The organism is Alteromonas sp. CH_MED4-4 (assembly GCF_037029575.1).
GTDB lineage: Bacteria > Pseudomonadota > Gammaproteobacteria > Enterobacterales > Alteromonadaceae > Alteromonas > Alteromonas macleodii.
This window is the reverse complement of the sequence record NZ_JAYMEU010000018.1, coordinates 1-15,575: the sequence shown is the minus strand read 5'-3', so window position 1 is coordinate 15,575 and position 15,575 is coordinate 1. Positions and strand designations below refer to the sequence as shown.

9 protein-coding genes and 1 pseudogene are annotated in these 15,575 nt (G+C 44.0%); 8 read left to right on the top strand and 2 right to left on the bottom strand.

The features are described from left to right. Nucleotides 1–60 precede the first annotated feature (60 nt). The gene (locus WA381_RS13205; protein WP_156086174.1) at nucleotides 61–3,576 is read right to left on the bottom strand and encodes a hybrid sensor histidine kinase/response regulator; all 3,516 of its coding nucleotides are present in this window, start codon (nucleotides 3,574–3,576) and stop codon (nucleotides 61–63) included. A 246-nt stretch (nucleotides 3,577–3,822) separates the two neighbouring features. On the opposite strand from WA381_RS13205, the gene WA381_RS13200 reads away from it, so the two are divergent. The 5 genes from WA381_RS13200 (at nucleotide 3,823) to WA381_RS13180 (ending at nucleotide 9,740) form a co-directional block, all read left to right on the top strand. Then, a complete protein-coding gene (locus WA381_RS13200; protein ID WP_156086175.1) occupies nucleotides 3,823–4,728 on the top strand; it encodes a tetratricopeptide repeat protein in 906 nt (301 codons plus the stop codon). A gap of 212 nt (nucleotides 4,729–4,940) precedes the next feature. Then, entirely contained in the window at nucleotides 4,941–5,564 is a 624-nt protein-coding gene (gene grpE / locus WA381_RS13195; protein ID WP_014948971.1) for a nucleotide exchange factor GrpE, read from the top strand. A gap of 119 nt (nucleotides 5,565–5,683) precedes the next feature. Further along, entirely contained in the window at nucleotides 5,684–7,612 is a 1,929-nt protein-coding gene (dnaK, locus tag WA381_RS13190; protein WP_014948972.1) for a molecular chaperone DnaK, read from the top strand. A 200-nt stretch (nucleotides 7,613–7,812) separates the two neighbouring features. Next, complete coding sequence (dnaJ, locus tag WA381_RS13185) at nucleotides 7,813–8,943, top strand: molecular chaperone DnaJ (RefSeq protein WP_014948973.1); 1,131 nt, start codon at nucleotides 7,813–7,815, stop codon at nucleotides 8,941–8,943. A gap of 311 nt (nucleotides 8,944–9,254) precedes the next feature. Then, nucleotides 9,255–9,740 (top strand): c-type cytochrome, encoded by a 486-nt coding sequence (locus tag WA381_RS13180; protein ID WP_156086176.1) that lies wholly within the window; start codon nucleotides 9,255–9,257, stop codon nucleotides 9,738–9,740. Nucleotides 9,741–9,862: 122 nt separating this feature from the next. Here WA381_RS13180 and WA381_RS13175 read toward each other — a convergent pair whose 3' ends face one another. Further along, nucleotides 9,863–10,009: a hypothetical protein gene (locus tag WA381_RS13175; protein WP_156086177.1), complete on the bottom strand. Its 147-nt coding sequence runs from the start codon at nucleotides 10,007–10,009 to the stop codon at nucleotides 9,863–9,865. Between the two features lie 101 nt (nucleotides 10,010–10,110). On the opposite strand from WA381_RS13175, the gene WA381_RS13170 reads away from it, so the two are divergent. From WA381_RS13170 to WA381_RS13160, 3 genes and pseudogenes are all read left to right on the top strand, one after another. Beyond that, complete coding sequence (locus WA381_RS13170; RefSeq protein WP_014976117.1) at nucleotides 10,111–11,373, top strand: hypothetical protein; 1,263 nt, start codon at nucleotides 10,111–10,113, stop codon at nucleotides 11,371–11,373. Between the two features lie 306 nt (nucleotides 11,374–11,679). After that, nucleotides 11,680–14,268, top strand: coding sequence for a bifunctional diguanylate cyclase/phosphodiesterase (locus WA381_RS13165; RefSeq protein ID WP_156086178.1), 2,589 nt, complete (start codon nucleotides 11,680–11,682; stop codon nucleotides 14,266–14,268). Nucleotides 14,269–14,457: 189 nt separating this feature from the next. Then, nucleotides 14,458–15,498, top strand: a pseudogene (locus WA381_RS13160) (AMP-binding protein); the annotation flags it as partial. Between the last annotated feature and the right edge of the window lie 77 nt (nucleotides 15,499–15,575).

The following is a 15,575-nucleotide window of genomic DNA, read 5'->3' as shown; positions in this document are numbered from 1 at the left end:
GCTACCAAAAGAAGGCGAAATACCTACTGCCGTACTACAAATGCGATCTCGAGTTCTCTATTAAACAAGCGATTGCTTTAGCAGTCGCTTAAGTGCCGCAGGCTTTAAGGGTTTTGGCAGGTAGCTAAATTGTTGCTCCGCCGCTTCCTCTCTTATGTCGTTACTTCTGTTGGCAGTGACTAAAATCTTTAAGGCAAAACGCACGTTATTTTCAGAAAGAATCGCTGCAACGTCAAAACCGGTTTCGCCATAATTTAGGTGATAATCGGCGACGAGCACATCAAAGTGTTCTTGTGAAATACTCGACACTTCTGCTCCGCCCGCTATCAATGTTGTACTCCCTCCCCAATCTCTCAGTAAGGTACACATTGCATTTGCCACTTGCTCGTCATTTTCTACAAGTAGAAAACGGGTGTCTTTTAAAAATGCATTGTTGTTTTTATTCGCTGAGTCTAAAAAGGGCATTTGATGGGAGTGCCAGGAGACAGGGCGAGAACGGCTGTCTAATGCGCTTTTTTGAACGCTTACTGAATTATTTGGCGCACTTGCTGAGTTCTTCGTTAATACTGATTTATTAAAAGGGGAGTCAACATGATTAGTGTTACTTGCGTGCGCGGTGGGTATCGAGGCTTCGCTTTGAAATGCTCTAGATACAGCCACACTGAAGCAGCTTCCTTTATTTGGCGATGAAGTCAGTCCGACTTCATGACCGAGTAGTCGACATATCTTATCTACAATAGTCAGCCCTAATCCAATTCCTTCGCCTTTGTTGTTGCTCTCTAGCTGGTGGAATTCACTAAATATTTCATGCTGTTGGTGGACGGCGATACCTAGTCCGGTATCGTAAACACAAAGCTTTATAACCTGCTCGGTATTTGTGACTCTTGTGCGTCTCACGCCCACCAAAATACGGCCTTTTGCGGTATAGCGGACTGCGTTGGACAGCAAGTTTTGAAGCACCCGTCGCAGTAGTACTTTGTCCGAGTACACCATAACTCTGGTCGGTACATACCTGAGCTCAATACCTTTTTGCTTTGCAATGACACTAAATTCCTGCACCAATGAAGACAACATATCACTGACTGGAAATTCAGTCTTTTGAGGGGTAAGCACGCCAGCGTCTAATTTCGTCATATCAAGTAGCATTGAAAGTAAGCTCTGAGCATTGTCCAAAGAATTCACCACGCCTTCAGATAGTGTGGCCAGTTCACTGCCTTGCGTCTTTTTGCTGAGCATGCTGGCAAATAATGTTGCGGCGTTGAAAGGTTGCATGAGATCGTGCCCAGCCGCGGCCAGAAATTTGGTTTTGCTCTCGTTAGCTTTGTCAGCGTGTTGTTTGGCTTCTTCTAATTCTGCTGTACGCTGCGCAACCCTTGCCTCCAAGTCTTCTTTTGCACTTTCTAATTCTTTTTGAATTGCTATGTATTCAGTGATATCGCTATAGGTAGTCACGTAGCCGCCACCAGGTAGCGGCGCGCCGTTAAGTTCAATCACTTTTCCGTCAGGCTGTTTGCGAATATGTTTATGACGGGTGCCTTCCAGCATGTAGCTAACGCGCTTTTCGATAGATGAGGGGCTAAACAACCCTCGGTTTGCGTTGTAGCTAAGTATATCGGTAATGGGCATGCCCGCTTTTAGAAATCCTTTAGGGTAGGCAAATAACTCCACGTAACGTTCGTTCCACGCCAGTAGCTGCAGTTTGTCATCAAGCACACTTATGCCTTGCTCAATGTTTTGCACTGACGATTGAAGTACCTCGTGGTTAAACTGAAATGACTGAGAAGCTTCTTCTACCCAGTCAACCAGTTCTGGAAAGCTATCGCTGCCTGTATCTGCGATGGCACCCAGTAATATACGAGCACTAGGTGCTCCTACTTGTGCGGCAAGCAACTTATTTACCCTGTCGATAAGCGCCTGACTGGCATAACCACTGCTAGCGGCGCGATTGACGTCAACTGATAGCTGCTTAACCAGTTGAGAGTGCGTGGCACTTTCGAGCACACGTTCGGTGAGTGCAATTAAGTCCCTCACTTTTACCAGTAAACGAGGTGTGTCGTGATCTGTTAGGAGTGTATTATTTGGCTTCGTGCCACGTCTTGATGTAATCAATGCAACCGTAACGAATGTTAGGCAATTAGCCAATAAGGAAAAGGCAAAGCCCAAACCAAGCGCTTGGTCAGTGGGTGCTGGGTTGAAATAATAACTCGACAGTAAGCTTGGGTAGAGGAGGAATGCTGCCCAACATGTAAACCCTACCAATAAGGCGCAAATAGCGGCAGCTTTGTTGCTTTTCGTCCAGTAAAGACCAAACATAAGTGCAGGCATGCACTGTGCTAATAATGCTATAGCAATCACCCCGCTTTTAACCAGAGGTGCAGCCTGACTTATATTCAAGTGATACCAGAGCGCAATACTAAGTACGACCACAACGGTAATACGACGTATAGACAGTATTTTGTTTGGCTGCATTGAACGATTGGGCGAAGTCTTTAGTCTCGCTTTTAGCCAAAGTGGCGTGACAACATTGTTCGAGATCATTATTCCCAGCGCCAAGGTTGCAACAATCACCATGCTGGTGGTTGCAGAAAGACCTCCTATGAAAGCAAATGACGACAGCGCGATATTTTCAGCATATAAAGGTAGGGCAAGCACATACGCATCAGAGCTCGTATCCACTGGCAGCAGCATTTTTCCTGCAAGTGCAATAGGAATAATAAAAAGGGTCATGCCAAATAAATAGAGGGGAAATAGCCACCTTGCTGTTCTAAGCTCCCCCTCACCGTTCTGCTCAACGAAGTTCATATGAAACTGTCGTGGCAAAACGAACATAGAGCAAACGCCCAAAACAACATGTGATACATAAACCCAGGGTGCGCTATCAGCATAAATGACTTCTCGAGCACTGCCATTTGAAGCGGCGTTAGACACCAAATCCAACACACCATCAAACAGATAGAAGCAAACGAAAACACCTACAGCGCACAGGGCAACAAGCTTTATAACCGATTCAAACGCTATAGTAAGTAGCAGACCGGGGTGTTTGTCGGTCAAGTTGAGTGTACGGGTACCGAAGATAATGGCAAATAATGCGAGCAAGATAGCTACGTAGATACTTAACCATGGCGTGCTTGTATGCGCGTCGTCAGTCAACAAATTTATTGATTTCGTAATGGCGTCTAACTGCAGGGCGATGTAGGGCACTACACCGAAAAAACACAGTAAAGTGATAAGCGCGGCAATCAAGTGGGAGTGCTGGTATTTAAGTGAGATGAGGTCTGCTAAAGAGCTGATGTTGTGTTGTTGACACAGTCTGCTTATATGAAGCACCACAGGAAACGCAAATGCCATAGTCAGCATAATCCCTAAATAAGTAGGGATAACTGCCCAGCCATATTGTGCTGCTTGAGAGGTAGTGCCGAAAAATGCCCAAGATGTACAATGCACGCCCAATCCAAGGCTGTACAATATTGGGTGTTGCCGGTTGTCACGTAAACGCTTATCGCCCCAAAATGCTAAAGCGAAAAGCGCGAGGAGATAACAACCAACAATAGTGCCAACCGTCCAGATACTTAGCATAGATATTCCGTGTAGTTGAACGCATTTATTAGCGCAATTGAAAGCGCGTTTTATTGTTGATTTACATTAACATAGTTTTCACATGCGAGGTATCTTCTGTTGGTACACAAGCAATATTTCGGAGTTAATTATTTGCAATTTGAACGATAAGTGATAGGTTTTTATACAAGGCGACGTCTTTTTGAGCAGTTGGATTTACACATAAGTCGGTCTTAGCCATGACCGAAATAATAAAAAGGGAATTTAATGAAACAAAACTCAGCAAGCACACGTATTCTGCGAATCTCACTACTAATTTCAACTATAATATCTGCATCTGTTTGGGCTATTCCGAATCAACCTGAATGCGCAGACGAAGATTGTTCACTTGCTAAGCTGAATACACTTCGAGCTTTGGCGTCCAGAGGTCATGAACAAACCAGCTTCTCCCTTGGCCATATCTTTATGAACCCTGAATCTGGGGTAAAGACAGATTTAGAAAATGCCTATTATTATTTTGATAAGTCTGCCAAACAGGGCTTCCTGCCAGCTTACCGACAAGCAGCGGGGATGGCTGCACAGGGAATTGGTACACAAAAGAATATGGCTGAAGCCAAGCGATTGATGAAATTTGCTGCAGATGAAGGCGTTAATAGAACGGCAGAGGAATATGCTGTTCTCGTCTTTTCTGATAATGAATCTACCGACGAAGAAAAAGCGACTGCGGTTGAATTTTTGGAAGCCGAAGTTGAAGAAGGAATGAGCTACCTCGCTAACTATGTATTAGCCGCTCTTTATATCAATGGAGAGTTTGTGGAAAAGGATATGGTGAAAGCGAAGTCTCTATTAGCATTTCCAGCGTCAGGTAAATACGCCAATTCGGTAGAGCTACTTCAACAATTAAGTGGAGAGAAAGTTATAGCGCAAGATAATGAGAACCCTAAGTCTACAGCTGGTCTCGATAGCAGCATTGAAACTATTACGGTGACTGGAATTAGTATCAATATGGGCGATGTTCACGGGTTGATGCTAAGTGAACTCAGAAAGCACCATGGGCAAACGGGAAGCAGGATAAAAGGGAATGGTTGCAAAAGAGGTGACCCTCAGTGTGTTATCCTAGATAGTGGTTCAATACGAACGCCAACATTTTGGCAAGTTGGTACCACTAGGTAACTAAATTAAAGAAACTCATTAAAGCGTTAGGAAGCCAAACTTAGTATTGAAGTTTGGCTTTTTTTATATTTTTTTAAAATCACCCACAAAAATAATGTGGATACCCTTGATCACCTTAAATCTAGCCCCATAACTAAGCGCAACAGACTTATTCCCAATAATTTTAACGTTATTGGGCAATGCCTAATTAAGAAAAACGTTTGGAGGTAGGCATGAGCGATAATCGCGACGTGCAGGCAGAACAAGAAAATACAGTTGATCAAACTGTACAAAATGCTGAAGAAGCGCAAGTAGAAGCGTCACAAGCAGAAGGCGTAGAGCTTGATGAAAATGCACAACGCATTTACGAGCTAGAAACTGCACTTTCTGAGGCGCAAGCCACAATCAAAGAGCAGCAAGATGGCGTACTTCGCGCGCGTGCAGATGCTGACAACGCACGTCGTCGTGCTGAAGGTGAAGTAGAAAAGGCGCGTAAATTTGCCCTTGAACGCTTTGCTGGCGAGTTGCTTCCGGTTATCGATAACCTAGAGCGTGCTATCGAAATGACCGATGGCGACAATGAAGCGGTTAAGCCGCTTCTAGAAGGTGTGGAAATGACCCACAAAACTTTCTTAAGCACTATTGAGAAATTTGGATTAAGCCTTATTGATCCGCAGGGCGAAACCTTCAACCCTGACTTGCATCAGGCAATGTCTATGCAAGAAAGTGCAGACCACGAGCCAAATACGGTGATGGCGGTTATGCAGAAAGGTTATCAAATTAACGGCCGCTTGTTACGCCCTGCCATGGTTATGGTATCGCGTGCGCCAAGTGGTGGTGTGGACACGCAAGCGTAAGTCACGCTTTTTGCGATAAACACACAAAAATGTCAGTTTTTTTACTGGCATCTATTGAAAAGGCTGGGGAATAACCCCACTAAAAGTACAGAATTAAGAAACTTTTTCGGAGACACGAAATGGGTAGAATCATTGGTATCGATTTAGGTACAACGAATTCATGTGTCGCAGTTCTAGACGGCGACAAACCTCGCGTAATTGAAAACGCGGAAGGCGATCGTACAACCCCTTCAATCATCGCTTACACAAACGATGGGGAAACATTAGTTGGTCAGTCTGCAAAGCGTCAGGCGGTAACGAACCCGACTAACACATTATTCGCAATTAAGCGTCTAATTGGTCGTCGCTTTCAAGATAAAGAAGTACAGCGTGACATCGACATCATGCCTTTCAAAATTGTAGGTGCTGATAATGGTGATGCGTGGGTAGAAGCGAAAGGCGAGAAAATGGCGCCTCCGCAGATTTCTGCTGAAGTACTTAAGAAAATGAAAAAGACAGCTGAAGATTATCTTGGTGAAGAAGTTACTGGCGCAGTTATCACTGTTCCTGCTTACTTCAACGATTCTCAGCGTCAAGCAACTAAAGACGCGGGTCGCATCGCTGGTCTTGAAGTTAAGCGTATTATCAACGAGCCAACTGCTGCTGCTCTTGCCTACGGCATGGACAAAAAGCAAGGCGACAACGTTGTTGCAGTATACGACTTAGGTGGTGGTACGTTCGATATCTCTATCATCGAAATCGATGAAGTAGACGGCGAACACACGTTTGAAGTACTAGCAACTAATGGTGATACTCACCTTGGTGGTGAAGACTTTGATAACCGTGTTATCAACTACCTAGTTGAAGAGTTTAAGAAAGACCAAGGCATCGACCTTCGTAAAGATCCGCTTGCTATGCAGCGTCTTAAAGAAGCCGGTGAAAAAGCAAAAATTGAGCTTTCTTCTTCTCAACAGACTGAAGTTAACCTGCCATACATCACTGCTGATGCAACAGGTCCTAAGCACTTAGCTATTAAGCTTACTCGTGCAAAACTTGAGTCTTTGGTTGAAGACCTAGTTAAGAATTCACTTGAGCCGCTTAAGAAGGCACTAGCTGATTCAGATCTTTCTGTAGGCGACATTAACGACATCATCCTAGTTGGTGGTCAAACTCGTATGCCGCTAGTACAGAAGTACGTGACTGAATTCTTTGGCAAAGAGCCACGTAAAGACGTAAACCCTGACGAAGCAGTTGCAGTAGGCGCAGCAATTCAAGGTGGCGTACTTTCAGGTGACGTTAAAGACGTACTACTTCTAGACGTTACACCTCTGTCTCTAGGTATCGAGACTATGGGTGGCGTGATGACTGTGCTTATCGAGAAGAACACGACAATTCCAACGAAGAAGTCGCAAACGTTCTCAACTGCTGAAGACAACCAGTCTGCGGTAACAGTACACGTACTACAGGGTGAGCGTAAGCAATCAAGTGGCAACAAGTCTCTTGGTCAGTTCAACCTAGAAGGTATTCGTCCAGCAGCACGCGGTGTACCGCAAATCGAAGTAACATTCGATCTTGATGCTGACGGTATCCTACACGTGTCTGCGAAAGACAAAGACACAGGTAAAGAGCAGAAGATCACTATCAAAGCCTCTTCAGGCCTAAGCGATGAAGAAGTAGAAAAAATGGTAGCTGACGCGGAAGCGAATAAAGAGTCTGATAAGAAGTTTGAAGAGCTGATTCAAGCGCGTAACCAAGCTGACGGTATGGTTCACGCCACACGTAAACAGCTTGAAGAAGTTGGCGATGCACTAAGTGCAGAAGACAAAGCGCCAATCGAAGAGGCACTTTCAGCACTTGAAACTGCAGTTAAAGGCGAAGACAAAGCGGACATCGAAGCGAAAACGCAAGAGCTTATCCAAGCGTCTAGCAAGCTGATGGAAGCGGCGCAAGCTCAGCAAGCTGCAGCCGGTGGCGCAGAAGGTGCAGAGCAGCAAGCTTCTTCTGGTAAAGCAGACGATGACGTTGTTGACGCTGAATTCGAAGAAGTGAAAGACGACGACAAGAAGTAAACTGTTGTGTCAGGCCCGTTACCTAATATGTTAGCGGGCCGTGTAAGCAGTTCAGGCGCAGCAGGAATTTCTTGTTGCGCCTTTGTTGTGTAAATGACTTGGCTTTATTGAATGTGTGTTCAGGTTATTTTCACAACAGTCAGATGTAGATTCGATGAGCATAAAATGCTTATCGACAAAAAGTAGGATATGTAAACGATATGTCGAAACGAGACTACTACGAAGTACTCGGGGTAGATAAAAGCGCAGGCGAACGCGAAATTAAAAAGGCGTATAAGAAGCTGGCGATGAAATATCACCCTGACCGTACGCAAGGCGATAAAGGCCTGGAAGATAAATTTAAAGAAATCCAGGAAGCCTACGAAATTCTGTCAGATTCGCAGAAACGTGCAGCATACGACCAATATGGCCACGCGGGAGTAGATCCTAACCGTGGTGGCGGTGGCTTCGGTGGTGGTGCCGATTTCGGCGATATTTTTGGTGATGTATTTGGTGATATCTTCGGCGGTGGCCGAGGAGGTCGTCAATCTCGCGCACGTCAAGGTTCAGACCTCCGCTACAACTTAGAGCTAACGCTTGAAGAAGCGGTTCGTGGCAAGAGCGTAGATATTCGCGTACCAACTTTGGTCGAGTGTGAAGTCTGTGATGGTTCTGGTGCGAAGAAAGGCTCTTCACCTAAAACCTGTCCAACCTGTCACGGCAATGGCCAAGTTCAAATGCGCCAAGGTTTCTTTGCTGTTCAGCAGACTTGCCCAACGTGTTCGGGCAAAGGCAAGATCATTGAAGATCCTTGTAACAGCTGTCATGGCCACGGTCGTAAAGAAAAGACTAAGACCCTTAACGTTAAAATTCCAGCTGGCGTAGATACTGGTGATCGTATTCGTCTATCAGGCGAAGGTGAAGCTGGGGAGAACGGTGCACCTCCAGGTGATTTATACGTTCAGGTCCACGTACGTGAGCACGATATCTTTAAGCGCGATGGCAACAATTTGTACTGTGAAGTACCGTTAAGCTTCACTACGGCAGCCCTTGGCGGCGAGCTAGAAGTGCCAACGCTAGATGGAAAAGTAAAACTGAAAATCAGCCCTGAAACGCAGACTGGCCGAATGTTCCGTCTACGTGGTAAAGGTGTTAAATCAGTGCGAAGTGGTGCCATGGGCGACTTAATGTGTAAGGTTGTGGTCGAAACACCAGTAAACTTATCATCTCGCCAAAAAGAACTACTTCAAGAGCTTGAAGAGTCGATGGGTAAAGCGTCAAGTAAGCACAGCCCGAAAGCGCAAGGCTTCTTTGACGGCGTTAAAAAGTTCTTTGACGATTTAACGAACTAATTGCTTAGTAGTACATACTTCATTTGAAAGCCCTCAGTTGAGGGCTTTTTTCTTTTTGAAAGGCATTTAAACGCGCTCTTATGAGTGGCCAGTTATCCATGCAGATAGGTATTTGTAATAGAAAGTGCTCACTTTAAGAAGGAAAGGGGGAGTTAGTCTTTTCTTTACTTACTTTTACCGCTAAAAATCTTGCGCATCATCCGACTATTCGTCACGATAACCCAAGTATCGGGACTTTTAGCTTGTTGATTACAAGGCTTAAAAGCCCGTTTGAGACCAATGAATAATATTTACCTAACAAGGGAACAGGCATGAAATTTTCAAGTAAATTGCTACTGAGCGCTGCCACGGCAGGCGCAATCTTATCAGGCTCGGTATTAGCTGCTGACGTGACAGAAGCAACGTCAGAAAAACACGCGGGAGCTGCAACACAATATCGCCAGGCCGTTTTTCAGTTAGTACGCAGTAACATGGGACCGTTAGGTGGCATGGCAAAAGGTGCTCTACCTTTTGACGAAAGCGTTATGGAAACAAATGCCGTACGTTTAGAACAACTTGCTGACATGATGGGCGATTATTTATCAGTTGATACCCGTAAGTATGACGTTGAAACTGGCGCAAAAGATGAAATTTGGGAAAATTTCTCAGATGTAGAAAAGAAAGTGATGGCACTTAAAACGGCAGCACAAGGGCTTCAATCAGCTGTTAAAGCGGGTGATGAAAGCGCGTATAGAGGTGCAATCGGTAAAATTGGTGCAAGCTGTAAATCATGCCATGACGACTATAAGAAAGACTAGCCCAAGCTTGTTTTTCAACACGTGAAAGCGCTCTAATATCGGGTCAGTAAGAATGTGCCTATTGCATTTTACTGACCCAAAACCTCGATTAATACTTCGATGTGTTAATTAGTATTTTATAATTAAATCATATAGATAAATTGAGAATGGCGCTGAAGTGCAGACTCGCAACCTTCTTCAAACAGCAGTGTACTTTTTCGTCCAGGGCTTTGTAGGTAATAAGCATCAGGCATCGCCACACACTTAGCCACCTCAGAAATTGACCTCATTATAGCCTTGTAGAACGTGTCTACGAGAGTACATCGTTAAGACCCATACGCTGTGGTATATTCGTAAGTGCTTAACAACAGATTTTTAATATGGAGATAAGATGCGACCCTCGCTAACGTATGTAGGTACACTGGACGATGTTGTAGAGCGTTTTCCTTGGCAATTCGACGCTGATATAAACTACTTTAATCAATTGCTAGTGAGGAAGGCTATATTAGGAGAGAAGATACTTATCAATGATGGGTATTTACTTAATAATAGTGCGGCAAGGCAAGCTATTCTAAACCCCAGTTGTTCTCCGCTCACGTCACTAATTGAGCAAGGTTTTGTAAGGATCTTATCGCGGAACGCCGATTTAGTCTCCTTACCAGAGAAAATGGCGGATCAAGGTGTTGCCAGTTTCAACGTTTTGAAAAATTCTGCCGAATGGCCAAGTTTGAAGCGAGAATTACGTAAGTGGCAGCCACTGTTAGAAGAAACGGATAATTTTATACCTTGGCCAGAAAAACACATCAGTCATGGCTTTGACCAAATGATCATGCGGTTGGCTGAACGCACACCAGAAAACTTATCAATTAGCAGTGTCAGTCATGACCAGTGGCGACGAGTGTTTGATTTGTATGAACAATCAAATCGATACGACAAAGAGGCTACCCGAACCCGTTGGGAGTCTGCGGTCACTGAGTACTTAGCTGATAACCATCAAGGGCGTCTAGCTATGATGCACCTGGCCTGTGAGGCGTATCACTACAATTTCGGTGTTTGCTTGGGCAGCCAGACGTCTTTGTCGAAACAGCAAATTTTGGTCGAAACACGGTTTAGCTCAGCGTTTGCTGATTTATCCAAAGTAGATCAAGAGTTACAAATGCAGCACGTTTCAATACCCGGATTGCGTGTACCGCAAAATATATCAATGAATAGCGGGCCAAAATGGGCGGAACTAGTATCTCCGTTTAGCGATGTCGGCAAACAGTTGAGAGCATACCGTCAAGCTCAAGATGACTATTTTTCTGGGCAAGGTACAGAAGAGTGTTTAACTGCTGAGGCTCGTGCCTATTCGAAGCAGTTGTCATCTTTGTTTGGTGAAAAGCAATCGGAATCTGCAGTCGCGAGGGTCGCTATTGGCGTAGGCTTTTTCGCTGCGGGTCTTATGGCGGCGGGTCCAGAAGTAGCGGCAGTCCTTTGGCTGACAGAAAATTACTTGTATCCGACAATAACGCGTAAATTCAAGTTGCGTGACCGTGAATTTTTTAGCAAGAATACAGCCCTTCCCACGCAAACTGTTTCTAGCGCGCTAAGCTCAGTAGTGTTAGATCCTGTTCAGATAAAAGAGCTCGCAAGTACTATCCCGGATTTCAAATAGTTAATTCGTAATAATAAGAACTTTCCACGGGTTCGAAACGTTTTAACGGGTTTTTGCTGGAAATTTGTACAATTCTTGGCTATGTTAAACACTCAGGCTTGGCGATAATTTTCTTCGACTGAAGGTACGCGTTTAGGTACCCAATCTTCGCAGGTCCTGCTTTTAAAAAATATAAAACAGCTCGTAGACAACTGAAACAGCAAAACTTGTAAAGCGCTTAAAACCACGACACAACTTTTCATCCTTTTATTGTCGTGCTGCTATCGTTTGTGCTGAATTCGAAGAGATATCAAAAGGTTTGCTTAGATGGATTTACGCAGTGAACGCATGTTGTCAACCATGCGCACAACACAGCAAAACATTTCTGTGTTACTCAATGAAAGTCGAACGAAAACAGAGGCTCTGTGTATATTACTTGCCTCGGTAAACCCTAGCAATGGAAGAGCAACGGTATTATCTTGCGACGTAAACCACCTATCATTAGAAGCCGAGAGTGTTGTTTTTCCTTCACATGTTTTGCTCATGCTCCCGCTTACACCTTTGAGCGCTCCAATACCTTGCAAAGATTTTGTCTTTCCCCCTTCACTCGAACATTATGCTGATAGCTATGTAGTAGTTGCTACCGTGCGAGATATGCAAAATGAAGTAATGGGTGTTGTTCTCACTTTTGTACGCCACAGTGTATTGAGCCCTCTACAACATACATTGATAGATATTACGCGCCAAAAAGTAGAGCTTAGTTACCAATATGAGCTGGCGCGTCATCCCTATTCAGACAAGTTATCCGAACAGCTTGCCTTGTTAGAAGAGGTGAGTTCAATTTCTAAAGTGGGCGCGTGGGAGATTGACAGATTCACAGGCGTACTTTCTCTGACTGAGGTGATGAAAGCCTTATTAGGCTTACCTCGTGTAAAAAGCGTCGGCCTTAACGAAGTGCTCGATATGCTTACCTCGAGTGATAGAAGAGACTTAAAGCAGCGCGTTTTTAAAGCGCTTAAAGAAGATAGAGAGTTCGTAAAGCACTTTGAATTTCACGACAAGCAAGGTCGCAGAAAAAGTATAAAACTAACCGTGTTCTTACAGGTTCAGCGAGGAAATGCTAGCGGAATTAAATTAACCCGGCTTTATGGCGCAGTGCAGGATGAAACGGAAATACAGCGTCTATCGGATTCACAACATAACTACACAGATTATCTGACCAGTTTATTGAATAATGTGGATAGCGTGGTGTTAAGCATAGATGAACATGGCACTATTCTAACTGCAAATGAACGCGTTTATTCTGTATTAGGCTTTGAGCCCGAAGAGCTGATTGGGCAAGATATAAAATTAATATCAACCAAGGTGCAAAATACCGATGCGCCTTCTTGTTTCATAAACATACCAGCGGGTTTAGCATGGTGTAGCGAAAATGGCTCGGTAAACGAATGTCTTCGCCATAAAAATGGTAAACGTATTGCCTGTGAAGTTAATTTGTCGAAATGCTCTGTACATAATCAACAATTAATTATCGCCTCAGTGCGCGATATCACTAATCAAAACCACGAAATTGAGCATTACAAACAACTCGCTTTAATCGATACGGTGACAGGTCTTCCGAACTTACACCAATTTGAGCTATACCTTGGCGATAAAGCTCATGACGACAAGTCATCTAAACCATTTGCCACGTTTATGCGCGTTGCTATCTGTAACATAAAAGAATACGAAAATGCGTTTGGGGAGCCAACGATAGACTATATTCTGAGAATTTTGGCCAGTCGCTTCATTCGCATATTCGAAATTAACAAGCGCAATTCAGCCAGTATATTCAAATGTGAGAGAGGTGCTTTTTATATTCATCTTCATCAATATTTTAGTGAAGAAGCACAGTCTCTAAATGCTGCACACGATTGCGCTATTCTTATCCACGATCACGTGCTAGCGCCAATAACCCTGCACAACAGCCTCTTAAATATTGAAACGCAAACCATAAGTTGCACGGTTCCAAAGCAGCATTTCTCGTTTAAAAAGATAAAAGAACTATTGTCGAGAAAACCTATAAGAGAGGTAAAAAATACTTCTACTTTTAAGTCGGAGCACGAGTATTTTCATGTTAATGCAAGTGATATCGAGCGGTACAATTACATTAAACACTCTCTGAGCAGGGCTATTTCTAACAACGAGTTATATATTGAGCTTCAACCTCAATACGATGCAACACAGAGCGTTATAAGCTCAGAGGTGTTGTTAAGGTGGAAGCATCCTCATATGGGTACAGTAAGCCCTTCTGAATTCATTCCTATTGCCGAAGAGAATGATTTTATTGCTGAACTCGGGCTGTGGGTGTGTAGCGAAGCCTGCGGGTTACTTAGTGAATGCCAGTCAAAGAAAATTAACACTAAGTTGTCTGTCAATATCAGTGCAAAGCACTTAGCGCGAGCTGATTTTGTGAGTAAGTTTGTCGCAATAGTAAATAAGTGGCGCGTGTCACACAAAAATTTAACTCTAGAGCTCACTGAAGGTGCATTGATAAGAGGAGTGAGCGTTATTCAACGTCGCGTTAGAGAATTAGCGGAACAAGGGTTTAGTTTGTCTATCGACGATTTTGGTCTTGGTGACTCAAATTTAAATTATCTTCAAGATTTGCCAATTACCGAACTGAAAGTAGACAGGGTATTTGTCGAAGCAATGGAAGGCTCGCAGCAAAAAACATTATTGGTTACAAGTATTTGCAACATGGCCAAAGCGTTACACATAAATACCGTAGCTGAGGGAATAGAGACAACGGGTCAATTAGATCAAGCTAAGGCATGTGGTTGCGGAGCATTTCAGGGATATTACTTAGATAAACCCATGAGTGTAGATGATTGGAAAAGTAAAATTAGTGAGAAGCAATATAAAGAAGGTAGTTAACCTTACGCAGTCGAGGGCTTATTCAAGTATGCGTTGAAACAACCGCTTCGATACCTCTTGTTATTAAATGGAGAGATAAAGTTTAAATTCATGTAAATCAATTTGTTAGTCGATCTACGCCTGAAGTCTTATTAGTAGATGTCATGTAACTATCGTAGGGTGAAGATAAACCCTACTCAGGACATGGTTATGACTTATAAAGATGAATATATTGCCTCGACCCAGCACCCCGATGAGTTTTGGTTAGAACAAGCACAAAAGCTAGCGTGGTTTCAATCTCCTCAAAAAGGATGCCAATCTACAGATAATGGTTACTTCGACTGGTTTAGGGGAGGGCAGCTTAACACCAGCTATTTAGCGCTTGATCATCACGTAAAAAATGGTCGTGGCGATAAAACCGCGCTTATTTATGACTCACCTGTTACACAAACTACTCAGCACTTTACTTACAAAGAGCTTTTAAACCGTGTTGCCGAGTTCGCAGGCGGCTTATCCCGCTTGGGTGTGACGAAAGGCGAGCGCGTGATTATCTACATGCCCATGATCCCGCAAGCAGTGATCGCGATGCTTGCTTGCGCTCGTTTGGGAGCTGTGCACTCTGTGGTGTTTGGTGGCTTTGCCGCAAATGAGCTTGCAGTACGAATAGATGACGCAAAACCGATAGTTATCGTTACTGCGTCATGTGGCATTGAAGGCAATAAAGTTCTACCGTACAAACCTCTTGTTGATGAAGCAATATCATTAGCAGAGCACAAACCACAGGCATGCGTGTTGTTTCAACGCGCTCAGCTAATTGCTGAGTTAAATGAAGCAACTGACCACGATTGGCTCTCTCTGGTTGAAGCTAGCGTGCCAGCTTCTCCTGTTCCCGTCGATGCAACTGACCCGCTTTATGTTCTTTATACTTCAGGTACAACCGGTAAACCTAAGGGTGTTGTTCGAGATAATGGCGGGCACGCGGCTGCTCTTCATTATTCAATGGGCGCGATTTACGGTATTAGTGAGGACGATATTTTTTGGGCTGCATCGGATGTTGGTTGGGTGGTCGGTCATTCATATATTGTCTATGGCCCGCTCATAAAAGGCGCAACGACGGTACTGTACGAAGGAAAGCCCATTGGCACTCCTGATGCCGGTGCATTTTGGCGTATGATAGAGTCTCACAAAGTGAATGTACTTTTTGCAGCTCCAACAGCATTTAGAGCGATACGAAAAGCGGACCCTGATGCTTAATGCCGATCAGTTAAGAATATTTTCCTGATCGGTTGACCGATCGTTTTAAGACTTCAAAATCCGATATCAGTCTC